This is a genomic window from Skermanella stibiiresistens SB22, from assembly GCF_000576635.1.
Classification (GTDB): Bacteria; Pseudomonadota; Alphaproteobacteria; order Azospirillales; family Azospirillaceae; genus Skermanella; species Skermanella stibiiresistens.
On record NZ_AVFL01000046.1, the window covers coordinates 13,903 to 39,294 of the forward strand.

Here is a 25,392-nt window from a genome sequence, read left to right on the forward strand (position 1 = left end):
GGAGCGTGGAGCCCATGCAGCCGTATGGCAAACTGAAGACGCGGAACTATAACGACGAGCTTGCCAAGCTGCATGTCGAGCTGGTCAAGCTGCAGCAATGGGTCGTCCACAAAGGCATAAAGATCTGCATTGTTTTTGAAGGACGCGATGGCGCCGGCAAGGGTGGGACGATCAAGGCCATCACGGAGCGTGTAAGCCCGAGGGTGTTCCGTGTCGTCGCCCTGGCGGCTCCAACCGAGCGCGAGAAATCCCAGTTGTATATTCAGCGCTATATCCCATACCTCCCGGCCGCTGGCGAAGTGGTGATATTCGACCGAAGCTGGTACAACCGTGCCGGCGTCGAAAGGGTCATGGGCTTCTGTACGGATGAACAGGTTGAGAAATTCCTCGCCGCCGTGCCGGCAGTGGAGAAGGCCATCGTCGAGTCCGGCGTGATCCTGCTGAAATATTGGCTTGAAGTGAGCCCCGAGGAACAGACAAGGCGGCTGGAAGCCCGCATCAATGACGGGCGGAAGATCTGGAAACTGTCGCCGATGGACTTGAAATCCTACAGCCGGTGGTATGACTATTCCCGTGCCCGCAATGACATGTTCGTTGCGTCCGATACCCCGTGGGCACCCTGGTTCGTTGCGCGGTCGGACGATAAGAAACGCGCACGTTTGAACATCATCAGTCACCTGCTCAGCAATATCCCCTACGAAGAAACTCCGGCCGAAAAGGTGAAACTGCCCAAACGGCAGGAACCGAAAGACTATAAGGATACTCATTATCCGTTCAAGTTCATACCGGAGATGGCGTGGCAAGCCGAGTAACGCGGCAAGTGCTTTGACATGAGGCAGTACGCATCCGACACACTTTTCCCGTCGTAAATCTGTTTGATGTGACGGGTGACGTGTGTCCAGGCCCCACAGCATTTTCGGCCGAGACTCGCCAACCTGTTCGGATGTTATGGAAAGAAGGGAGGACTAGCCCTGCGGGGGGACTGTGAATGACCGGGTTTCGGGATTGTCTCCTGTTCGCTTTAATGGTGAGCCTGTTCACCACCGGGGCGCTGGCGCAGACCGGTTCTCCATCCAGCGCTCCGGCTGACAGCAGGTCCGGGTGGTTTTCGGACTGGTCCAGGGAGGATAAGGCAGTGGCCCTGAACCTGGGGATCGGCGCGGTTGTGCTCGGGTGGGGCTTTGCCAACTGGGATTATGGCTCGGGCGGTCCCAGCTTTCATGATGAAGGCTGGTTCGATCGGGAAACGAAAGAGGGCGGAGCCGACAAGCTGGGGCACCTTTATACAGCCTATCTGTTCAGCCACCTGTTCGCCGGACAGTACGAACGCTGGGACTTCGACAAGGATCAGGCAATCCGTTTGGGTGCCTTGTCCTCCTTGGAAGTGACCGGCCTTATCGAGGAGGGGATGCCTTCAGCGACCGCTACGGCTTTTCATACCAGGATATGCTGTTCAACACTGTGGGGGTAGATGCCGGCTATCTGCTGTGGTCCTTTCCTGAACTGTCGCGCAAGATCGACCTGCGGGTCGAATACAACCCATTCACAAGCGGCGACTAAAACTGGGACGTCACCACCGATTACGAGCGTCTCAGCTACCTGATGGCGATCAAGACCGAAGGCTTCGACTTTATCTAGAATCCGTACCTGATGTACCTGGAACTGCATATCGGCTTTCGAGCGCGAAACTACGACGCCTACAGCCAGCGACCCGATGTCGATCTCCGGAAGCAGTATCTTTATGTCGGCATCGGCCTGAATTTGTCGAAGCTGCTTCGGCCTTACGCGGACACCCCGGTGTTCAACTACTTGCAGATGCCGTACACATACGTGCCGTTTACCAAAAAAATTTCCGGCCCACCGTAGAACTATCGCCGATCGGGCGTGCTCGGGAGCGGGTCCGGACGCCCGGCCGAACAGGTAGCCTCACGCTGTCGCCTCAGGACCGGGACACGGCACAGGATCGGTATCGAATACGGGCAGGATCATGTCGGATCACCGAATGCAGAGGTAAGCAGCCGGTTCCGCAGCCACGGTTTGGTCGTTTACTGAAGGGACGGGTGATGGAACTCATTCGGGCAATGCTCGAGCAACAGCCGTTGATGGCGCTGTTTCTCACGATCGCGGTAGGTTACATCGTGGGAGAACTCAGCATCAAAGGATTTTCCCTTGGCGTGGGCGCGGTTCTCTTCGTCGCCCTGGCATTGGGGTGGTTCGCACCCAAGGCGGCGCCGGCGCCGATTGTCGGAACGCTCGGCCTGTCGCTCTTCCTTTATGCCGTCGGCATCCAATACGGCAGGCAGTTCTTTCTTGGATTGACAAGCGCCGCTGGGCTGAAGGCAAACCTGATGGCGCTGGCCGGGGTGTTGCTGTCCGGTGCCGTCAGCCTGCTGTTCGTTAGGACGGCGGGCATCGATCCGGGGCATGCGCTGGGGCTGTTCGCGGGATCGGGAACCAGCACGGCGGCGTTGCAGCCGGCCGTAGCCCGGCTCGGCGACGATCCGACTGTGGGCTACTCGGTGTCATATCCGTTCGGCGTCGCCGGCCCCATCCTGCTTCTCTACCTTGCCTTCGTCATTCTGAAGCCCAGGATCGAGGCGCATGCGGGATCCGGCATGGAGTTTCTCGAGATCACCCTACTGAATTCGCAATTTGTCGGCAGGAGATTGAGCGACTTAGCCGTCACGCTTCCCGCACAGGTGCGGATCGTGGCGCTACGGCGCAACCACCATAACCAGCCGGCGCCTCCGGACACCGTCATCGCCGAGAAAGACGTTCTGCTGGCCGTCAGCCCCACGAGGGCGGCGCTCGACCAGGCAAGTGGGATCCTGGGCGATGCGGCCCCCGGGCGCATCACCGGTGATCGCCGCGATCTCGACTATCTGCGCGTATTCGCGTCCCGGCCCGGTTTAGTCGGCCGGATGCTGGGCGATCTCGACCTGCCAGGCGCTGGGAATTCGACCGTGGTCCACGTCCGGCGCGGCGACGCCGACCTTGAGGCGCGGCCGGATCTCGTGCTCGAGTTCGGCGACCGTGTCGGCCTGCTCGCTCACCGGGACAACTTCGTGGAGCTGCGCAAATTCTTTGGTGACTCGATCAAAGGCACCGCCGAGTTCAGCTACATCTCCATCGGTCTGGGCATGGCGCTGGGATTCCTGGTCGGCGCTATCGCCATATCGCTGCCCGGCATAGGCAGGATAGTGTTGGGACTGGCGGGCGTGCTGATCGTGGCATTGATCCTGGGCAGCCTCCGTCGTACAGCCGGCCTGAACTGGACCGTTCCGATTTCGGCCAACCTGGTGCTGCGCAACCTCGGGCTCACCCTGTTCCTGGCCCAGGTCGGCATGGCCTCCGGCCCCAGGTTCGCGGCAACCGTTACGGAAACGGGTTTCCTGATGCTGGGAATGGGCGTGGTGGTGCTGGCGGCACTGGTCCTGCCGGTTCTCGTATTGGGCCTGTTCGTCTTCCGGATGCCGTTCGACGACGTGGTGGGCATCGTCGCCGGCGCCACCGGCAACCCGGCAATCCTGGCCTACGCCAACCGGCTGGCGCCCACGGACCGCCCGGATGTCGGGTATGCCATGATCTTTCCCGCCATGACGATCGTGAAGGTTCTGTTCGTCAATATTGTCCTGACACTTCTATGACATGGCTGCAACGGCTGAGGTGCTGACTACGCGTACTGAAGCGGGCAGGCGCAGAGGGAGAGTCGGGTACAGGCCGCGCTGGACGCTTCTGACCAGGAGGTGAGACATGAAAAGTCTGGCGGCTTTTGTCATGGCTGCCTGTTTCGTTATCTTACCGGCTTGTATGTCCTTTGCCGAACTGCCGGATCCCGATCAAGGAACATTCCTTCGGGGAAGCGAAATCACGGAAGTCGTTAACAGGGATTTCATTCGCTTCGATCCGCATTGCGTCCCGCATCGACAGCGGTTCGGAGCGCGCCTAGACCTCCTGGCCGGAAGGCTGGCAGCATTCCAGGCGGATGGCAATGAAATGGAGTGCTCGAACCAGATCTACCTCGAGGCGAAAAGGTTCTATCACTATACGGCTTATTGGGATCGTCTCGACAGACGGCTTGACGATCTTGCGAAGAGCCTTGAACAGCCGGATCAGGTCTTTGCCACGCACTAATCAGCCGAGACTGGGCTCTGGGGACCGTGCTACGAGCAACCGTTCATGAAGCTCGAAGCGACCGCGCTCGCCTTGATTGGGCTGGAGATGATGGGCGTGGCGCCGAAGTTCGCGGTAAAGCTGCCCCCACCCTTCGATACGCCCCTGGCGGCGTTCGAGCATTTTCGCGGCTTCCTGGTGTCGGACATCGGCCGGACGGGCATGGATCATCGAGGTGAATTGGGCGGCATAACGACAATCGCATCCCTCACATATTTTAAGGATTACCTTCAAAACTACCTGAACAACGAGGTCGAGGGTCTTCCACGAAACGAAGGAGGAGCTGGAGCGAAAACCCAGGAATACATGGAAGAATTCTTGAAGATTGTTCAAGAATGGCAGGATCCGGCTACCGGATATTCGGGACCGTCTAATTGGGGCGACGGTCGTTTGTACAAAAGCGCTGATCTAAGCTACACGTTCCACATCATCTCATACAGGCGAGGCAACGTCGATCACTGACCCAGGATAATCGATACGACGATGGCCATCGAGAACGAGCCTTATCCATTCGGTTGGAAGCACGACGGCAGCTATGTGAACCATAATAACTACGACGTGGCGAATATCTTCCGATATGGCTGGCCGCATATGTCCCCGGAGCAAAAGCGACGTGCGGCATCAAAAATCAGGGACATGTTGCACTGGACCTTGAACTCGTCCCTGCAGAACGACGGTTCATTCCGGACAGTCCCGGCATTCTTCAGCTGAGTTGGCGCGGAGTTTTATTTCGGTGTATCGTTTCTCCAGACGATTGGCTTCTGGGATGAATCCAAGCGGTTCTGGTCCGGAAAGAGTTTTCCCGAGGCGGATGCCTTCTGCACGCGCATCAGGACGAGACTTGTGGCAATTGCACTTAGGACGCATGAGTCCAGTGCGGCACTCTCTCAGATTGAGAAAGCCTGCTGAAATTCACTCGCTTTGATACTGAGCAGAAGAGTTGGGGAGATCATGAAACCGATCGTGACTTTGACCCTGAACCCCACCATCGACGCTTCGGCGAAAGTGGAGGTTGTCCGTCCGACCCACAAGGTCCGGAGCTTCGAAGAGCGCTACGATCCCGGTGGCGGCGGCATCAATGTCGCCCGTGTGATCAACGAACTGGGTGGCCGCTCACTAGCCGTTTATCTAGCGGGCGGCCTGACCGGCGGCGTTCTCGACACCATGGTGAAGAGGGCGGGTGTCCGTCACTGGACAGTGCCGGTTTCGGGACTGACGCGAGTCAGCCATGTCGTCCATGAATTATCAACCGGCAAGGAATTCCGCTTCACCCCCGAAGGTCCGGAAATCCTGGAGGAGGAATGGCGCACCTGCCTTGAACAGCTTACCATGCTCGACTTCGACTATCTTGTTGCAAGCGGCAGTCTGCCGCGCGGCGTGCCGGAGGATTTCTATAGGATCGCAGCCGGAATCGCAGCGGCGAAACGAGCGAAGTTCGTCCTCGATACCTCCGGTCCGGCACTGAAGGCCGCTCTTGGGCACGGCATCCACCTCGCCAAGCCCAGCCGTGGTGAACTCGAAGGGCTGACTGGGCGGGATCTGAAGGATCCCGGTGCCCTTGTCTCGGTGGCTCAGGAGCTGATGGCGTGGGGAGCGGCCAAACACCTCGTAATAACGATGGGGCATGAAGGCGCGCTACTTGTCTCGGTTGACGTGGTCAAGCACCTGCGCGCGCCTGAGGTGGAGGTCAGGAGCGCCGTCGGGGCTGGCGACAGCTTTGTTGGCGCGATGACGCTGGGTCTCGCCCTTGGGCGTACGGTCAAGGATGCTTTCGCCTTCGGAGTTGCGGCAGGAACGGCAACGGTAACGACGATCGGCACCGAACTGTGTCAGCGGGAGCGTGTTGAAGCATTTTACGAAACCTTGACGCAGGGATAGCCGTGCAGTTGTTGCACAGCACGAAACCAGCGCAACATGCGGATATCCGGTTTTTCCTCCTTCAACGGCGCGGAGACGGCAGCGGCATGATCCCAAATCCATGATGGTTCGCAACTGCTCCACTCCGCGCCCGACCCCGTCCTGCTGGATCTATCGAATACCCAGTGACGTCACCGCCTCCTTGAGAATACCGGCGCTGCGCGCCAGAGCCGCCGTCTCCTGCTCGTCCAGGCGCGGATAGACGGTGCCGAGCACTCCCCCCAGCCCGACGATCCTGGGCAGCGACAGTGCGACGTTCTGAACGCCCGCTACTTCCGGGTTGACGACCGAGCAGGTCATCACCGCTCGCTCGTCGTCGTAGATCGCCTGGACGATACGCGCCAGTCCGCCGCCGATGCCGTACCACGTGGCGCCCTTGCCCTTGATGATCTTGCCGGCGGCTCCGCGTACGCCCTGATCGATCTCGGCGCGGACGGCGTCCGTCAGAGGCCGGCCGATCTCGTCGGCGAAGGCGGACACCGGCATCGCGCCGGCATCGGCGCCCGACCAGTGCAGGACTTCGCTGTCGCCGTGTTCACCCAGAACATGGGCGTGGACCGACTTGGGCGAGATGCCCATATGCCTGGCCAGCAGCGCCCGGAAGCGCGCCGTGTCCAGAACCGTTCCCGAGCCGATGACGCGCCCGACCGGGAAATCCGGCGAGGTCCGCCGGGCGATCTCCAGCGAAACCTGGGTCATGACATCGACCGGGTTGCTTGCCACCAGCAGAATCGCTCCAGGAGCCGCCTCCAGCACGCGTGGGATGATGTCGCCGAACACGGCGGCATTTCGCTCCAGCAGTTCCAGCCGCGTTTCGCCCGGCTTCTGGTTGGACCCCGCGGACAGCACGACGACGCACGCGTCCCCCAGTGCGGTGTAATCGCCCGCGTTGACGGAGATGGGATAAGCGAAGGGGGTCGCGTGATGGATGTCCTCCGCCTGGGCGATCGCGAGGTCGGTGTTGCGGTCCACCAGCACGATCTCCGTACTTACGCCACGCATCACCATGGCATAGGCCGCGGCGCTGCCGACGAAGCCGGCTCCGACAATTCCGATTTTCATGGCGTGATCCTCATGGTCCGAGATCGAACAAACCGATATTTCCCAAGCACGTCTTCACGGAATGCACCGATTGCTCCCATCAGCGGTTCATCGTCCCTCGCAATCCGGCAAGTAGAACGACAACGGAGTGGGCCGCCGCCCGATACGTGCAGCCGGACAGCGGGGCTGCCATCTCCCACGGACTGATGTCTTGCGGCGCATCGAGCGCGGTGTCGATCCATCGGCGCCACGGGCGTGCGCCGTCGCCCACCGGCGGAAGCTCGAATTCCAACGGTTCCCAAAACGCATTCAGGATCAGGTATATGCTGATCCCCTCCTGGCGGAGCTCCACCTCGAAAGCAAAGGCGAGGGAATTCTCCTCCCAGTCCGGTCGTCCTACCTTTACGCCGTGCCAGGTTTTGCTCGCCTGTCGGATCAGCTCGTTCAGACTCCAGCGCCGGCGCTCATGCTCCGTGTCGCGCAGGCGCCGTCGGCCGCACAGCAGGGTCACGAACCGATGGACGTCCGCATGCCGCTCGACCAGATCCCAGTCGAACCAGCTGAGCTCATTGTCCTGGCAGTAGGCGTTGTTGTTGCCGGACTGGGTGCGGCGCACCTCGTCCCCCATCAGGATCATCGGCATACCAAGCGAGAGCAGGGTGACGGCCAGGAAGTTTTTTACCTGCCGGTTCCGAAGCTTCTCGACAGCCGGATCGTCGGACGGCCCCTCGATGCCGCAGTTCCAACTGCGGTTGTCATCGGCGCCGTCGCGGTTGCCCTCGTCATTGGCCTCGTTGTGCTTGTGGTCATAGGACACAAGGTCGTTGAGGGTGAAACCGTCGTGGCATGTGATGAAGTTGACGCTCTGCTCGGCTTCGCGTTCCTCGTGCCCGTAGATATTGGGGCTCCCCACCAGCCGGTCCGCCATCCGCGCCGCCGATCCCGGCTCACCGTGGAAGAGGGCCCTGACGTCGTCGCGGAACCTGCCGTTCCACTCCTTCCAGCTATCTCCGATGAAGCTGCCGACCTGATAAAGACCCGCCGCATCCCAGGCCTCGGCAAAGAGCTTGGTGCCCGCGAGCGCCGGGTCCGTGTCGATGTCCCACAGGACCGGCGGGTTCGGGATCGGCTGGCCCGTCGGGTCGCGCGCGAGGATCGACGCGAGATCGAACCGGAAGCCGTCCACGTGCATCTCCTCCACCCAGTAGCGGAGACTGTCCACGATCATCCGGCGGACGACCGGGTGGTTGGCATTCAGGGTGTTTCCGGTGCCGGTATAGTTGGCGTAGCCTGAACGATCCTCCTGAAGGATGTAGAACGCGGTGTTGTCCAAACCGCGAAAGCACAGCGTCGGTCCGTCCTCGCCACCTTCCGCGGTGTGGTTGAACACGACGTCGAGTACGACCTCGATGCCCGCCCGGTGCAGCGCCTTGACCATGTCGCGGAACTCGTCCACCGGGCCGAGAGGGTCTTGGCGCGAACTGTATGCCTGATGCGGGGCAAAGAACGAGACTGGTGCGTAGCCCCAGTAGTTGACCTTTCCCGGCGGGCAATCCTGGGCATCGAACTGGAACACCGGCAGCAGTTCGACCGCCGTGATGCCCAACTGCTGAAGGTAAGGGATCTTTTCGATCAGGCCGGCGAAAGTGCCGCGGGTCGTCTCGCCGACACCGGAACTGGGATGGCGGGTGAAACCGCGCACATGCATTTCGTAGATGATGGTCTGCGCGGATGACAATCGCAGCGGCTGGTCGCCTTCCCAATCGTAGGCGCTTGGGTTGACCACGACGCTCTTCATCGCCGTCGCAATGTTGCTATCGGCCCCTTTGGCGGCATCGCGGCTGTAGCGATCCGGAACAACCACGCCACGGCCGTAGGGATCGAGAAGAACCTTGGCTGGATCGAAGCGCATACCGCTCGAAGGGTCCCATGGCCCTTCGACACAGTAGCCGTAGATCTGGCCCGCCATGACGCCAGGAATGAAGACGTGCCAGTAGTGCCCGGTGCGATTGGATGCCGGATCGATGCGGATGGCGCGGGCGGGCTGGGCGTCGTCGGCGTCATCGAACAGCAGCAGCACGATCCCGGTGGCATGCTTCGAGAACACGCAGAAGTTCACCCCTTCGCGGCACGGCGTCGCCCCCAGGGGTGAACTGGTTCCCCGTTGGTCTTGGGGCTGGCAGGCAGGGATCGTGTGCGCCGGATCATCTATCAGGGCACTGGGCATGGTTTCACATCCCAGATTTCGGCCGCATACTCCCCGATGGTGCGGTCGCTGGAGAACCTGCCGGAACCGGCTACGTTCAGGATGACCTTGCGCGCCCACCCCATGGGGTCGGCATACAGCTCGAGCAGCCGCCGGTCCGCCTCGAGATAGGCTGTAAGGTCCGCCAAGTGCATGTAGTTGTCGCCGCCCGTCAGCAAGGTCTGGCGCAGCGGCTCGAAGATGCCCGGCTCATAGCGGCTGAAGTGGTCGGAGAAGATCAGGTCGAGGGCGGCACGGGTTTCCGGCTCGTTGTCGTAGTGCCACTGCGGGCTGTACCAGCTACGGCTGCCGGCCACCTGCTCCGCCGTCAGGCCGAACATGAAGAAGTTTTCCTCTCCGGCGGCCTCGGCCATCTCGATCGTGGCGCCGTCGCGCGTGCCGATCGTCAGCGCTCCGTTCATCATGAACTTCATGTTGCTCGTGCCGCTCGCTTCGTAGCCGGCGGTCGAGATCTGGTTGCTCACGTCGGTGGCGGGGATCAGCCGCTCGGCTAAGGAGACGCAGTACTCGGGCAGGAACACGACCTTGAGACGGCCGCGCACGGCCGGATCGCCATCGATGGTGCCGGCCAGACTGTTGAGAAACTTGATGATGATCTTGGCCAGGTGGTAGGCCGGCGCCGCCTTGCCCGCGAAGAAGAACGTGCGCGGCGCCATCTCAAGATCCGGATTTTGCCGAAGCCGATCGTAGAGCACCACCACGCGCAGCGCGTTGAGCAGTTGCCGCTTGTACTCATGGATGCGCTTTATCTGACAGTCGAAAATCGTATCGGGGTCCACCGTCACGCCGGACGTCAATTTCAGCCAGTTCGCGAACTGCGTTTTGGCCTCGCGCTTCGCGGCGCTGACGGCATCGCCGAAACCTTTATCATCGGCCAGCGGCCTCAGCCTCGCCAGCTCGTCAAGGTCCGTGATCCAGCCGTCGCCGATGGCCCTGGTGATGCTGTGGGCAAGGTGTGGGTTGGCCAGCAGGAGCCAGCGCCGGGGCGTCACGCCGTTGGTCTTGTTGCTGAAGCGCTCGGGGAACGTCTCGGTCAGATCCTTGACCGTCACCGTGCGCAGCAGTTCGGAATGGATGGAGGCGACGCCATTGGTGCTGTGCGTGCCGACGATGGCTAGGTTGGCCATCCGGATCCTGCGCTCGGAACCCTCCTCGATCAGAGCCACGCGCTCGACGCGGCCGTCATCGCCCGGGAAGCGAGTCCGCACCTCGTCGACGAGGCGGCGGTTGATCTCCAGGATGATCTCCAAATGCCGGGGCAGCAGCAGCGCAAACCAGGGCAGGGGCCATTTCTCCAACGCCTCCGGCAGGAGCGTGTGGTTGGTATAGGCCAGCGTTTGCCTGGTTAGGCCCCACGCCTGATCCCATCCGAGCTGCGCTTCGTCGAGCAGGATCCGCATCAATTCCGGTACCGCCAAGCTGGGGTGCGTGTCGTTGAGCTGGATGGCGACCTTGGCGGGCAGGGCGGTCCAGTCGGAATCGTGCCGACGGAAGCGCCGGACGAGGTCCGCCAGCGAGCACGCGACCAGAAAGTATTCCTGCACGAACCTCAACCCTTGTCCCATGCTCGTGGAATCGTCGGGATAGAGTACCCGTGTCAGGGACTCCGCAGTCAGCCGCTCGGCCAGCGCGCTCACGAACTCTCCGGCGCTGAACGCCCGGAAGTCGAAGTAATCGGGCGCCGCAGCGGCCCAGAGCCGGAGCGTGTTGACGGTCTTGCCGCCGTAGCCGACGACCGGACGGTCGTACGGGATGCCGAGCAGGCTGGATGGCCTGCCGACGACCACGCCCAGGGAGCCGCCACGCACCTCGAACGAGCAGCCGAGCTGGACTTCCACCGTCTCTCCAGGCCGGGCGATTTCCCAAGGGTCGGGACGCCGCAGCCAGTTGTCAGGCTGCTCGACCTGCCAGCCGTCCTGGATCGTCTGCTTGAAGATGCCGTACTCGTAACGGAGCCCGTAGCCCATCGCCGGAAGCTGCATGGTGGCCATGGAATCGATGAAGCAAGCGGCGAGACGGCCGAGCCCGCCGTTGCCCAGGCCGGCGTCGGGTTCCTGCTCCAGCACCGCGAGCCAGTCGAGGTCCTTGTCGGCGGCGGCCCGCTCGATCGCCGGATCGAGAAGGAGATTCAGGATGTTGTTGGACAGCGAGCGTCCGATCAGGAACTCCATGGAGAGATAATAGACGCGCTTCGGGTTCTCCCGCTCGTATGTCTTCTCCGTGAGCACCCACCGTTGCGAGAGCACATCGCGGACGGAGCGGGCGACGGCTTCATAGCGTTCCCACGGTCCCAGAGCCGCCTGATCGGCCACGTTGTCGTACATGAGGTGCCGCTCGTAGAGCGCATCGCCCGTTCCGGTGAACTGGATCGGGCCGCACCCGTACTGCTCAAGGAGTTTGCTCCTGTCAACGGTGCTCTGTGTCGAAGCGCCGACTACCGTCGTGTCGCTGTCCATAACCTGTCCTCCCCGCGTGACGGATGCTCAGTCCCCGCTCACTACCCCTGCCGGCGGCATCGGTCCGTAAGGGCCAGCGATCGGTCGGTGTCCGGGGCTTTCAGCTTCAACTGGTGTTTTCCCGTCAATTGTCTTCTCATGACCGGGCTCCTTGATACGGAACCAGGCGACGTAGAGGGCGGGCAGGAACAGCAGGGTCAGGGCAGTGGCTACGACCAGGCCGCCGATGATCGCGTAGGCCATGGGTCCCCAGAAGACTTCCGGCGCGATCGGGATCATGCCCAGGCTGGCGGCCGCCGCCGTCAGCAGGATCGGGCGTACGCGATGCATCGTGGCGTTGATCACGGCATCCCAGGGATGCTCCCCGGCCTCCAGGTGTTCGTCGATCTGTGCTATCATGATGACCGAATTGCGGACGATCATCCCGATCAGCGCCACGACGCCCAGGATTGCGACGAACCCCAGCGGCGTGCCGGTCGGCGCCAGCGCCGCGACCACGCCAATCAGGCCGAGCGGGGCGACGCTGATCACCAAGAACAGTTTCTGGAAGCTCTGGAGCTGGATCATCAGGATGGTCAGCATCACGAAGATCATGATCGGGAAGACCGCCACGATGGAGGTCATGCCCTTCGCGCTGTTCTCGACCGTGCCGCCGACCTCGATGGAGTAGCCCGGCGGCAGACTGCGCCGCAGTTCGTCGACCACCGGTGCAAGCTGGTTCACGATCGTCGGCGCCTGGAGCGGCGGGACGAGGTCGGCCTGGACGGTGATCGTCGGCAGGCGCTCGCGCCGCCAGATCAGCGGCTGCTCGAGATCGTAGCGCAGGATCGCCACCTCCCTCAGCGGCACGGTGCGGCCGTCCTGAAGGGCTACCTGGAGGTTGCGCAGCGTTTCGATCGAGCTGCGCTCCGCGTTGCTGGCCTGGGCCACCACGTCGATCAGGTAGATGCCGTCGCGCACCTGGGTGAAGACGGCACCCGACACCGTGGCGTTCAGCGCCTCGCTCAGCGATTTCGAACTGATTCCCAACTGGCGTGCCTTGTCCTGCTCGACATCGACCCGCACCACTTTCGACGGTTCGTTCCAGTCGTAGTTGATGAGCAGCGTGTAGGGATTGGCGCCGATCGTATCGGCCAGCCGGTAGGCGGCGTCCCGGACCTCGCCGACATCCGGTCCGGAAACCCGGTACTGGATTGGCCAGCCGACCGGCGGCCCCATCTCCAGTGGGCTGACGCGCGTGCTCAGATCGGAGAAGTCCTCGTTCAGCACCTTTTCCAGCCGCGCCCGCACGCCGTCGCGGACGTCGTATCCCTTGGTCACCACCACGGCTTGGGCGAAGTAATCGTTGGCGAGCTGAACGTCCAGGGGCAGATAGAACCGGATGGCGCCCTGACCGATGTAGAAGCTCCAGCTCTCGATTTCCGGATCAGCGGCCAGCACCTTCTCGAACCGGTTCACCACCTCCTCTGTCGCCTTGATCGAGGAGGTCTGGGGCAGCGTCAGGTTGACCAGCAGCTCCGCCCGGTCGGATGCCGGAAAGAACTGCTGCTGAACGAAGCGCAGGCCGAACACGGACAAGCCGAACAAGGCAACCGTCAACACGATCACGATATATCTCGCCCGCATGGCGAGGCGCAAGCTCGCCCGGAACGCCCGCATCATGCGGCCCGGCTCTCCGTGCCCGGAATGCCCCTTCCCTGGCTTGGGCGGGCGCAGCACCTTCACCCCGATCAGCGGGGCGAACATGACGGCCACGATCCAGGAGAACAGCAGCGCCATCGCCACCACGGCGAACAGCGAGAAGCAATACTCCGCCGCACCGCCCTGGGCGAAGCCGATCGGGATGAAGCCGGCAACGGTGATCAGGGTGCCGGTGAGCATCGGGAAGGCCGTCGAGGTGTAGGCGAAGGTCGCCGCCTTATCAAGGCTGAAGCCTTCCTCCAGCTTGGTGATCATCATCTCGACGGTGATCATGGCGTCGTCCACCAGCAGGCCCAGTGCTATGATCAGGGCGCCGAGCGAGATCCGCTGGAGTGCGATGCCGTAGTATTCCATGCCGATGAAGGTCATCGCCAGGACCAGCGGGATAGAGCAGGCCACCACGATGCCGGCGCGTATGCCTAAGCTGATGAAGCTGACGACAAGGACGATGACGACCGCTTCCTTCAGCGCCTTGGTGAAACCCGCGACCGAATGGTCGACCACGACGGACTGATTGGCGACGAGATGGGTGTTGATGCCGACCGGCAGGTTCGCTTCGACCTGACGCATCCGTTCTTGGATGTCCTTGCCGAAGTCCAGGACGTTGCCGCCGGCCGCCATTGAGATGATCATGCCGATCGCGGGTTCGCCGTTGTAGCGGAAGATCGGCGACGGCGGATCGGCATAGCCGCGCCTGACCTGGGCCAGATCGGCCAGCCGGTAGAACTTGCCGCCGGCGCGCAGGTTGATCGCCTTCAGGCTCTCCTCGGAGGTGAATTCGCCGCTGACCCGGACCGTGACCTTCTCATCGCCGGCCTGAACCACGCCGGCCGGAGCCACGGCGTTCTGCGCCTGAAGTTCGGCAACGATCTGGTTGCGGTCGATCCCCAGCGCCGCCAACTGCCGGGTCGAGAAGTCCAGATAGATCTTCTCGTTCTGAATGCCGACGAACTGGATCTTGCCGACATCCGGCACGCGCATCAGTTCGGCCCGTGCCGTTTCGGCGTAGTCCTTCAGTTCGCGGTAGCTGAAACCGTCGGCCGTGAAGGCGTAGACGGTTCCGAAGGTATCGCCGAACTCGTCGTTGAAGGCCGGCCCTTGGACGCCCTGCGGCAGGGTGCCCTTCATGTCGGCGATCTTCTTGCGCACCTGATACCACAGGTCGGGGATCTCCCCGGCGGGCGTGAAATCCTTCAGGTTGACGTAGACGACCGAAAACCCAGGCCTGGTGTAGCTCTTGACGTAGTCGAGGTACGAAACCTCCTCGAGCTTCTTTTCAATCGGATCCGTCACCAGATCGATCATGTCGTCGATGGTGGCGCCGGGCCACACGGTCTGGACGACCATGGTCTTGATGGCGAACGCCGGATCTTCCTCCCGCCCGAGCCGCGTGTAGGCGATGCCGCCGGCCAGCGTCAGGGAGATGATCAGGTACCAGGTGAAAGAGCGGTGCCGCAGCGCCCACTCGGAAAGATTAAAGCCGGTCATGATGCCACCGCTGTTTCGATCTGCTTCCCCAGCCGGACCCGCTGGCCTTCCGCAAGACTGTGGACGCCGGCGGTGACGACGATATCGCCCTGGGCAAGGCCATCGGTGACGACGACCGGCCCACCGGCATGCCCAGGCCGGAGCGAGACTGCGCGCCGCCTGACGGTCTGGTCCTTCGGATCGGCGACCCAGACGAAACTCCGCTCCGCCTCCTGGAAAATCGCCGTTCCCGGCAGTTCGACCACGGGAATCGGAGGCTGCTTGAGCCGTCCGGTCACCGTGGCACCGAGGCGCAGCGCATCGGGCGGGTTCTCCAGCGCTATGCGCACGGCATGGGTCCGGGTGACCGGATCGGCCTGGGGCGAGACTTCCCGGACGCGGCCAATCACCGTGATGTCCGGCGCACCGGCCAACGCCACTTCGATCACCGGGTCCTTCGGCGCCGACTGGACACCAGCCTCGGCGATATTGAACAGGGCCTCCCGCTCCTCCGGCTGGGCGACCCGCACCACCATCTCGCCGACATCAACGATTTGGCCCGGATCGGGGCCGGTAGCGGTCACGACCCCATCCCTGTCCGCCGCCAGTTCGGTGTAGCCGATCCGGTCGCGGGATGTCTGGAGAGCGGCCTGTGCGGCTACCACCTTGGCATCGGCCGTGCGCTTGGACAGCAGGGCCGCATCGTAAAGCACCTGAGTGGTGTTGCCGCTTTTCAGAAGCTCGCGCTTGCGCGCTTCCTCGTTGCCCGCCTGCACCTGCTCCGCCTGTGCGGTAGCCACATCGGCCTCGGCCGTCCGCAGGGCATTCCGCTGATCCTGATCATCCAGCCGGGCGAGGACATCGCCGGCCCGGACATGGTCCCCGACATCGACCTTCCGCTCGATCAGCTTGCCGGCGATGCGGAAGCCCAACTCAGCCTCCGCCCGAGCCTCGATCGTCCCGGTGACGGAGCCGGACAGGTTAAAGGCCACGGGTTCGACGATGACGGTCCGGACCGCCCGGATGACGGGGGCTGCGTCGGCTTCCTGCGCGTTCCACCGTTCACAGCCTCCGAGCGTCATTGCGCCCGCCATGGCCATGGTCAGAAATGCAGCCGGCAGCAAGCGAGCGCCCGGTTTTGGAACCTGCCTGTTCATCATGTTCCGCTCCCCCGCCTGATCGTGACCTTCTGTCCCGGTCTGAGTTTCTGGCTACCGCCGATCACGACCGTTTCGCCAGCCTTGAGCCCGCTCGAAACGGTCACCGTGCCGGTATCGTATTGAAGGACGGACACCGGCCGCAGGGTGACGGTATCCTGCGGCTGATCGACGACCCAGACCGCCGGCTCGCCGGCCGCCGTTTGGAACAGTGCGGACGACGGCAGATTGATGACCGACTGCGTCGGCAGCCTGGCCCGCCCGACGACGGCCGATCCCAGCAGGAAGGCGGGAGGCGGGTCGGTCAGGGCGACCTTGACCGTGTAGGTCCGGGTGACAGGATCGACCCCCGGCGAAACCTCGCGGATGGTTCCCTCGGCGACGAGGTTCCGATCACTGACAAGGCGGACTTCCACCGGGGGCAGTTCAGCCGACTTCCTCTCGAACCGGAGGCCGGCTCCCGGAACCTGAAACACGGCCTCCCGCTCGTTCGGATCGGCTAGTCGCACCACCATCTGGCCGGATGCCACCACCTGGCCCGGCTCCGCCCCCTTTGCCGTGATGACACCGGCGCGGTCGGCCCGCAGTTCCGTATAGGACAGCGTATCCTGGGCCAAACTGAGCTTCGCCTGAGCGCCTGCCAGTTCGGCCTGTGCCTGGGCGTAGCGCCGCTGGGCGTTGTCGTACTGGGTCCTCGTCGTATAGCCATCGGCGAGCAATTTGCGTTGGCGCTCCTCCTGCGTCCGGCTCTGTTCGATCGATGCCTGTGCCGCGGCAACCTCGGACTGGGCGGCCTTCAGGGCGTTCTGCTGGTCCTGGCTGTCCAGGTGTGCAAGCAGGTCGCCCTCGGCAACCTTGTCGCCGACATCCACGAGGCGCTCGACGACCTTGCCCCCGACGCGGAACCCCAAACTGCTCTCGCGGCGTGCCCGGATTTCGCCGGTCAGGGCAGCCGTTCTGTCGAACTGCGTCATCTGGACCCCTAGAGCACGTACGAGGGTCGCCTCGGCGGGCGGAGGCGCCGGCTGCTCGCATCCCAGAAGGACCAGGCTCACGATGATTGCCGTTCTCGCCGTCCATGGCATGGTATCGATATCCTTTCTGGGACCAGCTCAGCGCCGCCGCTGTCTTCCGAGAATTTCCAGGGTATGGTGCGCGATCATCCGCTCCTCGTCGGTCGGAATGACATAGACCTTGACGCGGCTCGCCCTGATCGAGATCAGGCGAGCACCCGCCGCAGGGACCGCCGCGTTAGCCGCCTCGTCCAGTTCGATGCCGAGCCAGCGTGCCTTCCGACAAATGCGGGCGCGGATCGCGGGGGCGTTCTCTCCGATGCCGGCGGTAAAGACCAGTGCATCGAGCCCCTCCAGGGCCGCCGCCAGCGAGCCGATGGCAAGGCTGGATCGGTAGACGAAGTAGTCCAGAGCAAGCCCCGCGCGAGGATCGTCGCTGCCGAGCAGGTCGCGGACATCGTTGCTGATGCCCGACAGCCCCTTCAGCCCGCAGTCGTGATAGAGCAGGTGCTGGATGGCGTCGGCGGTCATGCCCATGCTTGTGAGCAGGTGGAGGATGACGCCGGCGTCGAGCTGACCGGGGCGCGTACCCATGGGCAGACCATCCAGTGCCGTGAAGCCCATGGTGCTGTCGAGGCTCCGGCCACTGCGGATCGCGCACATGCTGGCGCCGCTGCCCAAGTGCGCCACCACAAGGCGTCCATCGGCGATCTCGGGCGCCAAGGCGGGCAGGGTGTGCGCGATGTACTCATAGCTCAGGCCGTGGAAGCCGTACCGTCGGACACCGTCCCGATACAATGCTTCCGGAATGGCGTAGCGGTCGGCCACTTCAGGATGTCCACGGTGGAAAGCCGTGTCGAAGCACGCGACTTGCAGGACATCCGGCTGCGCCACGCGGATCGCCCGGATCGGCAGGAGGTTGTTCGGCTGGTGCAGCGGTGCCAGCGGGGCCAAGTCTTCCAGCTTGGCGAGCACGTCGTCATCGATGGCCACGTGGGTATCGTAGGTCGGACCGCCATGGACGACGCGGTGGCCAACCGCGACCGGGAATGCGCCGCCATGGCGGGCTCGCAGCCAGCTTCCCAATTGGCGAAGTGCCGCCTGCGCGTCCGGCACGTCGGCAGCGGTGAAGCTCTCGTCCGCGACGACCTCGCCCCGCGCATTCCTGGCGATCAGCCGGGGATGGCTGCCGATTCCCTCGACCTGTCCCTTCAGGTCGAGGTCGAGGCTGCCGGTGCCTCCGCTGGCTGCCCCGACGATATTGAAAAGCTGGAACTTTATGCTCGACGAGCCGGCATTGGCGACGAGGATGGTGTCTGGCATCGCGTCACCCCTTTATCGGGTTCTCATTGCGCCGGCGATGCGCATAGAGAGCGGCAACGGCGCAGGATGCCATGCGCGTCATGACGCTGTCGGCCCTGCTGGTCAGGATGATCGGCACGCGGGCGCCGAGGACGAGGCCGGCGGCATCGGCGTTGGCCATGAAGCTCAGGTTCTTCGCCAGCATGTTGCCGGCTTCAAGGTCCGGAACCACCAGGATGTCGGCATGACCCGCCACGGGTGAGTCTATGCCCTTTATCCGCGCCGCCTCCTCGCTGATGGCGTTGTCGAGCGCCAGCGGCCCATCCAGCAGCCCGCCGGTGATCTGTCCGCGCTGGGCCATCTTGCACAGAGCCGCCGCCTCGATGGTCGAGGGGATCTTCGGGGTGACCGTTTCGACCGCCGAGAGGATCGCCACCTTGGGCTGCTCGATGCCGAGCGCCTGGGCAAGGTCGATGGCGTTCTGGACGATATCGACCTTGTCTTCGAGCGTCGGCTGGATGTTGATCGCCGCGTCGGTGATGACGAGCGGCTTAGGGTATGTCGGCACGTCCATGATGAAGGCGTGGCTGACCCGCCGGCCGGCCCTGAGACCGGTATTGCGCTTCATGATCTCGCCCATCAGTTCGTCGGTGTGTAGGCTGCCCTTCATCAGCAGCTCGGCCCGGCCGGTCCGGACCAGAAAAACCGCCTCCTCGGCGGCAGCGTGGCTGTGCGGCGCATCGACGATTTCGTAGGGCGAGATATCCAGCCCTGCCCGTTCGGCCACGGCCCGGATCTTCCCGGCGGGGCCGGTCAGGATCGGCACGATGATGCCGGCTTCGGCCGCTTCGACCGCCCCACGCAGTGAGGACTCGTCACAGGGATGCGCCACGGCAGTCGGAATCGCCGGGATTCCGCAGGTCAGGGCGATCAGGCGTTCGTACTTGTCATGCCGCCGGTTGGTCGAACCGGACTGAACGCTCACATCGGTTGGCGATTCCGCTTGCGTCTGCTTCATTTCCTGCAGTCCTCTGCGCGCCAATTCTCTGCACAGGCGGTAGTCGCCACGGCGGGTGACCACCGCTTCCGGCATCACCAGTAGAGGATCATGCCGACGTCACCGGGCATGCCATCGGGATAATCCAGGATCTGAGCCCTTAACTTGTAGCCGAGGGGGCGCAGATGCTGATCCCACGTCTCGTAGGCCTCCTTGGCGAAACCGGTCAGGGTTTCGGGCCAGATCGGTTCGAAATTGTTGATCGCCCGCCCTTGGTCCGTGCAGAACGCGCTGGAGAAGCGCATCACCTGAATTTCCTTCTCACCGCGCTCGGCTGCCCGGCGCACCGCCAGCGTCACCCGCGCCTTGGCTTCCGGATGGACGTGCTGGTTCATGAAGGCCTGGTGGACGTCCTTCTGCTCGGCTTCGAGCTTCTTCTGGCGTTCGAGCGCCTGGCGCAGCTCGGCCATTTCCTTGTCTTCGGAGATCTTGCGAAGTTCTTCAGGACGAATCATCCCTTCCAAATTGCTTGAGCTTGCTTGGGTCATGGACTCACTCCCAGTTTGGTGACATCAGCCAGCTTGGCGGTGGGGGACTCCGCCGGGTTCCTTCACTCTGGTCTGCGGTTGCGTTTCCAGGCCGAGCAGCAGCTCGATCTGATGAAGCCGGGCGAGTTCGTCCGGGCGCGATTTGCCGTGAACGTCCAGAAGCTGTCGTGCGGCGTCGACGACGGTGCGGCGGCTCTGCTCCGTCGGCACCAGTCCGGGCAGGGCTGCCAGAGCCTGTTCCCGGTCCAGTTCCATTAGGAAGATCTGTTCCTTCAGGATCTCGCGGAACCGGTCCACGGAAATCCGCTCCTGATCGCGGCGCTCCCTGCCGATCCTGCAGAGCATCTGAAAGCCGCGCTCATCGACGCCGTGCCCGCTCTCGCGGACCTGGATCATGATACGGATCAGCGCTTCCACGCTGCCCCCCTCCGCGACCCGTGACTTGATCTCTTCAAGCCGCAGCCGCACCAGCGCCTCATGAGCCTCGTCCCGGACCCGCTTCGGGCATGCCTCCGCTCCCGGTCCGTGCAGGCCAACAAGCGCCTGGAGAACCGGCGATCCATAGGTGTTCATGAAGACCGCTTCGGATGCGGCGTCGCGCATGTCGCGCCAGGCATCGAGCGCCTGGACGATCTGTTTGGATATCCGGTTCTGGGCCTTGAGGTATGGATTGTCGTCGCGCACCGGGCGCCGGTTTGCCCGTACGCTCCCGGCCATCGCCTTGACCGCCTGCATGGCCGGATTGAGATCGGACAGCATGTAGTATTTGGCCCGGTGCGAACTCATGCGCCGCATCGCTTCGGCGCCGGGCTCGGTCGTAATGGCGCGAACCCAGGGCCGCAGGAACAGGTCGTACAGTCCCAGGTTGATGTCCGAAACCCGGGCGACCGTTGCGAAACGCAGGTCGTCCTCCGGATCATTGACTCCGAACGCGCGGATGTCGTCAAGCGTACGGGGCAGAAAACGGGTGACGTAATTGCCGACGATCAGATCGTCCTCGGCGGTATCCGACGGTTTGGGCTCGATGATCAGTTCGTAGAGTCCGGGTGGCAGCAGATCGACCAGATCGATGTTCTCGACGAACTCCGCCGTCTCCTTCCGGGCGATCTTGCCGGACACGAAGATGCCGAGATGGCCGATATCGTGATGCAGGTTGTAGATGATAGTCTGCTCGCGGGAGCGGATGTCGTCCACGCTGCTGTATAGATCGAGTATCCAGCCGAGCGCCTGCTGGGGTGGCGTGATGTTGTCGCCGAATGAGGCGAACACCAGGATCGGTGAGCGGATGTTGCGCAGATCCACCCGCTGCCCGTCCTTGGTCACGATCTGACCGGTGGACAGCTTGTTGCCGACGAACAGTTCGTCCGTGATGGCCTGGATCTCCTCGCCGTTCAGCAGGAAGAAGCCGCTCCACCATTTCTCGAACTCCAGGTAACGCTCTTCTTCCGTGTCAATCCTGGAATACAGGTTGTACGGCTTGCTCCAGGAAGTGTGGCTGGGATTGAGCCGCTCGAAGTTGGACACGAGCAGGGAGCCGTCGAAGCGGCCATTCCCGAGATCGCTGGAGAGCGCGGTCATCCAGGTGCCGCCGGACAGGCCGCCCATATAGCGCATCGGGTTCTGCCCCTTGACGCCGGCCCAGTACGACAGGGGCGAGCCGGCGATGATCATCGGTCCCATAAGATCGGGATGGAGGGCGCCCATCGCCATGATGGCCCATCCCGCCTGGCAGTTGGCGATCACGCACGGCTTGCCCTGGGCGTTTGGGTGCAGCGCATGTACCCGTTCGATGAAGGCCGCTTCGGCGGATGCCACATCGCCCAGCGTCTGGCCGGGAACCGGTTCGGGCAGGAAACTGATGAAATAGCAGGCATGGCCGGCCGCCAAGGCGTTGCCGATCTGGCTGTCCGGCTTGAAACCGCCGATGCCAGGACCATGGCCTGCCCGCGGATCGACAATGACGAAGGGGCGCATTGCCGGGTCGATCCGCACCTGGGATTCCGGACTGGGAAAGATGCGCAGCAGCATATAGTTGCAGGGCCGCTCGAGAGCCCTGCCATCCATGATGATCTCGTGATGGAAGGACAGAACCGGCGGCTTCCCCGCTTCGACATGCTCCACAGCCTGATTGCCGCGTTCACGCATGACGTCCCAGAACAGGATGCTGCGCTGGAATGCATCCGTAAAATACTCGAAGGCTTCGTTGATCGGGTTGAAAGGAAGAAATGGAAAGGGCATCGGGCTCGCTGCCTTTGCAGGTGGCAAGCTCTCCGGGGAACTCGAGCTACCCTTTGAACTTGGCAGGCGTGTCGGCATTTAGAACTCCCTGGCGTTCATTCTCGATCACGATCATTCCTCAACTTAACGTTCCACGGATAATTCGCCAGTAAATACAATTGAAGTCTTGCGAGTTTTATACTTCTTAAGATTCCGTTAGGAAGTTTAAGATTGATTGTGCAGGTTAACCTGCGTTGTTACAACAGCGCAAAACAATGAGCGCAAAATAATGCAGCTCTATTGTGTTGTAAGTCTATTTTGCAGCTATTTTCCAACTGCCTTCAGCGATCTGACAAAGCGGCAGAACGTAGACAACGTTTCGGTCCTTGAGCTTGCTGTTTACTTCAGCATCTCGACACGGCATATTGCTGTGCTTGTAGCTGCGCAGAACGGTGATGGTGCCGCTGTTCCCTGTCTGCGGGTTAGACCAGGGACGGGATTCACCATCCGCCGCGTTCCGCATCATGTCGGCGCCGATCTGCATGATGATCTTGGTATCATCACCTTGATAATGCGCTTGCCCAAGCCGGCTGCCGAACAGCAGTTGAGCATCAGCGGAAGATGTCACCAGCATAAAAGCCACCGAGGCCAGAGCCTGTCGGAACAGGACAAGATTCTTGTTTTTCATTGTCATTACGCCTCGTCTGCATCGGACCATCGAATCCAGTGGCAGGAAGCTTCGCTTGGAGAAGCTCCCCCTGCGGAACCTCCCGCAATTTCTGTGGCGCCGTCCTTTGCGTGCGGCCTGCATGGGTTACAGTCAAAATGATCATAGAGGGTGAAAGCAGCTGTTACCTAGACTGTTACCGTTGCATGGATTGGCTGTTACCTGTCAAATGGCCACCGGAAGCGCTGCCGGAACCGGGCGTACAGCCGTGTATGCGGTAAAACCTCCAGACGTACAGACCTTCAGCAACAGCAACCAATTCAGTCAAGTACCCTGCCGCCATAATCCTGCCGCCCATCACTGAAGGTTTCTTTTGCACTGAAATGTAGATGTTACTGTAACATCGTATCGCTGGGTGGGCATCCGTCGTATAGATATTACATAGCAACCAAGATGATGGCGACCGAGTGAAGAAAAAGCCGAGAGAATGCCGCCAGATCATCATTCTGGAAGCTCTGCGCTTTAAGAAAAATCATGCGTGCCGGCTTGGTCTTGTCCATCAGCATGGATTAACGAACCGGTTGTCGAGCCAGGTTAAAAACAAACGGTAGATGGAGGGAAACGTGACCCGATACAGCGTCATTGCAGCACTTGCCTGCTCCATTATTGCAGCGCCGATGGTAACTATCATCGGAGTGCCCACGGTTGCGGCTCAGCAGCAACAGGTCAAGCCGGATGGAACCATCGATTTCAGTGGCGCTTCGGCCGCGGTTGGCGTGGGATATACCTGGGGAAGCGGTACGCTTCATTACAAAGGCAAGGATTATCCATTTTCCGCTTCCGGTCTGACGTTGGCCGACATTGGCGGTGGCACGAACGTCGTGACCGGCGAAGTTTACAAGCTCAGCGATGTCAATGATTTTGGAGGCACTTATTCGGTTGCCCAATCCGGCGCCGCCCTGGTTGGCGGTGGTGGCATAGGGTATCTTGAGAATTCAAAGGGCGTCATCGTGAAGGTCACGTCAAACAGCAAAGGCGCCCGGCTGAACCTTGGCATCGGCGGCGTGGAAGTCGCCATGAAGTAATAGAAAGCACTTCTTGGTTGCTCGGTCCGCCTCTCCGCGCCCAAGCGAAGACGGCTGACTGGCACGCATAGAATGTGCTTTCATAACCGGGTGAATAGTAAGCCCATTCTTAACGTTTTTCTGCGTTCCAGTAGGTGCCCAGCAGCCAATGCCCATCGACATCAACAGCAACGAAGATTTTGATTTTGAGAGTAACGACTAGGATCGAAAAATAAATCTGTTACAAAGCGGCTCTGGCCAGTGTTGATAACAAGTATAGATTCGAGTCAAAATGCTGAGAAGCTCTTTCTTGACTTGCTACCCTGGTTATATCACCAATGGCCTTCACCTCACATGGCTTGGTAGGACTGAAATGGGAAGAGATGAGCATGACGAAATCCTCCACGTCGTTAAGGAACTATCTGTTGCACCATCTGAGACCGCCTCGCCAAGGGAAAGCGATCGATCGGCAAGGCGAGAGAAGCCAGCTGTGGTGGCCAATCCCATGAGATCTTGTTCGCAGATGGGGCGTGCCGCCCTATGCTGACCGGATTGCTACTTTGAGGCGAAAGAGGGCTAACGCTTCGGGACTGGCAGGCTATGTCCGGGGCCGTTGTCAACAGTCACCTAATCAGGAGCATATGGGTGCCGCCGTCAGAACCGCAAAGATTTCTCCAGCATCCTAGGACGCCTTTGCCGATGTGGACGCCTCTGGGACGAGGTTCTGGCGGAACTCGCAGTCATGGAGGCGGACGGCACGAAACCGACGCATTCGGGCAAGGGCAAGGCCGACAGCGGCAGTGTTCCACTACTCGCGCGACCGGGTGGGGGTGCATCCCGAGGGCTGTCAACGTGCAGGCAATTTTCACCGAGGGTCACCTGAAGGGCTTCGCCGGGGTGCTCCAGGCCGACGCCTACGCTAGCTACAACGCGCTGTACGATCCGAAGCGCAATCACGGTCCGGTCGGCGATGCCCTATGCGGGAACCATAGGCGGCGCAAGTTCGTCGTCCTGGCCAACATCGCGGCCAGCGCCAGACGCGGCAAGGGGACGACGCCGATCTCGCCGCTGGCGCTGGAGGCGGTCACGCGGATCGACCGACTGCTCGAAATCGATCGGGCGATCACCGGCCGGAGCGCGGACGAACGCTTGGCCGTGCGCACGGAACTGAGCGCACCGCTGGTGGCGGACCTGGAAACGTGCATGCGAGCCGAACGCGCCCGCCTGTCCCGCCACCATGACGTCGCAAAGGCGATCGACTACATGCTCAAGCGCTGGGACGGCTTTACCCGCTTCCTGCGTGATGGCAGGGTATGCCTGATCAATCATGGTCAAGGTTGGGGTGGCGCCATAGGACGATGCTGTTGGCGAATTCGCTGAGGCGGCGGGTTGAGGTCAGATCAGCG

Annotated in this window: 20 protein-coding genes and 2 pseudogenes; 10 read left to right on the plus strand and 12 right to left on the minus strand. The window is 62.0% G+C overall.

Annotated elements, in window-relative coordinates:
* Positions 1–14 precede the first annotated feature (14 nt).
* From ppk2 to N825_RS32455, 8 genes are all read left to right on the plus strand, one after another.
* Entirely contained in the window at positions 15–812 is a 798-nt protein-coding gene (gene ppk2 / locus N825_RS32420; RefSeq protein ID WP_245613298.1) for a polyphosphate kinase 2, read from the plus strand.
* Between the two features lie 176 nt (positions 813–988).
* On the plus strand, positions 989–1,471 hold the full coding sequence (locus N825_RS32425) for a DUF2279 domain-containing protein (RefSeq protein ID WP_084165268.1): 483 nt from the start codon (positions 989–991) through the stop codon (positions 1,469–1,471).
* A 179-nt stretch (positions 1,472–1,650) separates the two neighbouring features.
* Positions 1,651–1,866, plus strand: coding sequence for a hypothetical protein (locus N825_RS32430; protein WP_037460903.1), 216 nt, complete (start codon positions 1,651–1,653; stop codon positions 1,864–1,866).
* A gap of 197 nt (positions 1,867–2,063) precedes the next feature.
* Complete coding sequence (locus N825_RS32435; protein WP_037460904.1) at positions 2,064–3,647, plus strand: aspartate:alanine exchanger family transporter; 1,584 nt, start codon at positions 2,064–2,066, stop codon at positions 3,645–3,647.
* A 106-nt stretch (positions 3,648–3,753) separates the two neighbouring features.
* Positions 3,754–4,134: a hypothetical protein gene (locus tag N825_RS32440; RefSeq protein ID WP_157619699.1), complete on the plus strand. Its 381-nt coding sequence runs from the start codon at positions 3,754–3,756 to the stop codon at positions 4,132–4,134.
* Between the two features lie 45 nt (positions 4,135–4,179).
* Positions 4,180–4,635, plus strand: a complete 456-nt coding sequence (locus N825_RS32445; protein ID WP_037460908.1) for a hypothetical protein — start codon at positions 4,180–4,182, stop codon at positions 4,633–4,635.
* A gap of 21 nt (positions 4,636–4,656) precedes the next feature.
* Complete coding sequence (locus N825_RS32450) at positions 4,657–4,884, plus strand: hypothetical protein (protein ID WP_037460910.1); 228 nt, start codon at positions 4,657–4,659, stop codon at positions 4,882–4,884.
* Between the two features lie 240 nt (positions 4,885–5,124).
* Entirely contained in the window at positions 5,125–6,051 is a 927-nt protein-coding gene (locus tag N825_RS32455; protein WP_037460911.1) for a 1-phosphofructokinase family hexose kinase, read from the plus strand.
* 150 nt (positions 6,052–6,201) lie between these two features.
* Here N825_RS32455 and N825_RS32460 read toward each other — a convergent pair whose 3' ends face one another.
* The 12 genes and pseudogenes from N825_RS32460 to N825_RS40860 all read right to left on the minus strand — a co-directional run bounded on the left by N825_RS32460 (position 6,202) and on the right by N825_RS40860 (position 23,488).
* Positions 6,202–7,152 carry an L-lactate dehydrogenase gene (locus N825_RS32460; protein ID WP_037460912.1) on the minus strand — a complete coding sequence of 317 codons (951 nt, stop codon included), beginning with the start codon at positions 7,150–7,152 and terminating at the stop codon, positions 6,202–6,204.
* A gap of 79 nt (positions 7,153–7,231) precedes the next feature.
* Positions 7,232–9,358: a glycogen debranching protein GlgX gene (gene glgX, locus N825_RS32465; RefSeq protein ID WP_084165269.1), complete on the minus strand. Its 2,127-nt coding sequence runs from the start codon at positions 9,356–9,358 to the stop codon at positions 7,232–7,234.
* The gene (locus N825_RS32470) at positions 9,343–11,853 is read right to left on the minus strand and encodes a glycogen/starch/alpha-glucan phosphorylase (RefSeq protein ID WP_037460914.1); all 2,511 of its coding nucleotides are present in this window, start codon (positions 11,851–11,853) and stop codon (positions 9,343–9,345) included. Before N825_RS32470 ends, glgX begins: the two co-directional genes overlap by 16 nt.
* A 27-nt stretch (positions 11,854–11,880) precedes the next feature.
* Positions 11,881–15,042, minus strand: a complete 3,162-nt coding sequence (locus N825_RS32475) for an efflux RND transporter permease subunit (RefSeq protein ID WP_051513855.1) — start codon at positions 15,040–15,042, stop codon at positions 11,881–11,883.
* A complete protein-coding gene (locus N825_RS32480) occupies positions 15,039–16,181 on the minus strand; it encodes an efflux RND transporter periplasmic adaptor subunit (RefSeq protein WP_063833975.1) in 1,143 nt (380 codons plus the stop codon). The genes N825_RS32475 and N825_RS32480 overlap by 4 nt, the downstream gene beginning before the upstream one ends.
* Positions 16,178–17,233 carry an efflux RND transporter periplasmic adaptor subunit gene (locus N825_RS32485; protein ID WP_198039009.1) on the minus strand — a complete coding sequence of 352 codons (1,056 nt, stop codon included), beginning with the start codon at positions 17,231–17,233 and terminating at the stop codon, positions 16,178–16,180. Before N825_RS32485 ends, N825_RS32480 begins: the two co-directional genes overlap by 4 nt.
* A 57-nt stretch (positions 17,234–17,290) precedes the next feature.
* Positions 17,291–18,514 carry an acetate/propionate family kinase gene (locus N825_RS32490; RefSeq protein ID WP_037460919.1) on the minus strand — a complete coding sequence of 408 codons (1,224 nt, stop codon included), beginning with the start codon at positions 18,512–18,514 and terminating at the stop codon, positions 17,291–17,293.
* Between the two features lie 4 nt (positions 18,515–18,518).
* Positions 18,519–19,460: pseudogene (locus tag N825_RS32495) on the minus strand (bifunctional enoyl-CoA hydratase/phosphate acetyltransferase); the annotation flags it as partial.
* A gap of 125 nt (positions 19,461–19,585) precedes the next feature.
* Positions 19,586–20,038 carry a hypothetical protein gene (locus N825_RS32500; protein WP_051513859.1) on the minus strand — a complete coding sequence of 151 codons (453 nt, stop codon included), beginning with the start codon at positions 20,036–20,038 and terminating at the stop codon, positions 19,586–19,588.
* A 24-nt stretch (positions 20,039–20,062) separates the two neighbouring features.
* Positions 20,063–22,276: a DUF3141 domain-containing protein gene (locus N825_RS32505; protein ID WP_037460924.1), complete on the minus strand. Its 2,214-nt coding sequence runs from the start codon at positions 22,274–22,276 to the stop codon at positions 20,063–20,065.
* Positions 22,277–22,568: 292 nt separating this feature from the next.
* Positions 22,569–22,943: an RT0821/Lpp0805 family surface protein gene (locus tag N825_RS32510; RefSeq protein ID WP_198039011.1), complete on the minus strand. Its 375-nt coding sequence runs from the start codon at positions 22,941–22,943 to the stop codon at positions 22,569–22,571.
* 416 nt (positions 22,944–23,359) lie between these two features.
* Positions 23,360–23,488 carry a hypothetical protein gene (locus tag N825_RS40860; protein ID WP_281174392.1) on the minus strand — a complete coding sequence of 43 codons (129 nt, stop codon included), beginning with the start codon at positions 23,486–23,488 and terminating at the stop codon, positions 23,360–23,362.
* Positions 23,489–23,545: 57 nt separating this feature from the next.
* Here N825_RS40860 and N825_RS32515 point away from each other — a divergent pair, with 57 nt between their 5' ends.
* Together N825_RS32515 and N825_RS32520 are read left to right on the plus strand one after the other, a co-directional pair.
* A complete protein-coding gene (locus N825_RS32515) occupies positions 23,546–24,007 on the plus strand; it encodes an EipA family protein (RefSeq protein ID WP_198039012.1) in 462 nt (153 codons plus the stop codon).
* Between the two features lie 737 nt (positions 24,008–24,744).
* Positions 24,745–25,354: pseudogene (locus N825_RS32520) on the plus strand (IS66 family transposase); the annotation flags it as partial.
* Positions 25,355–25,392 lie beyond the last annotated feature (38 nt).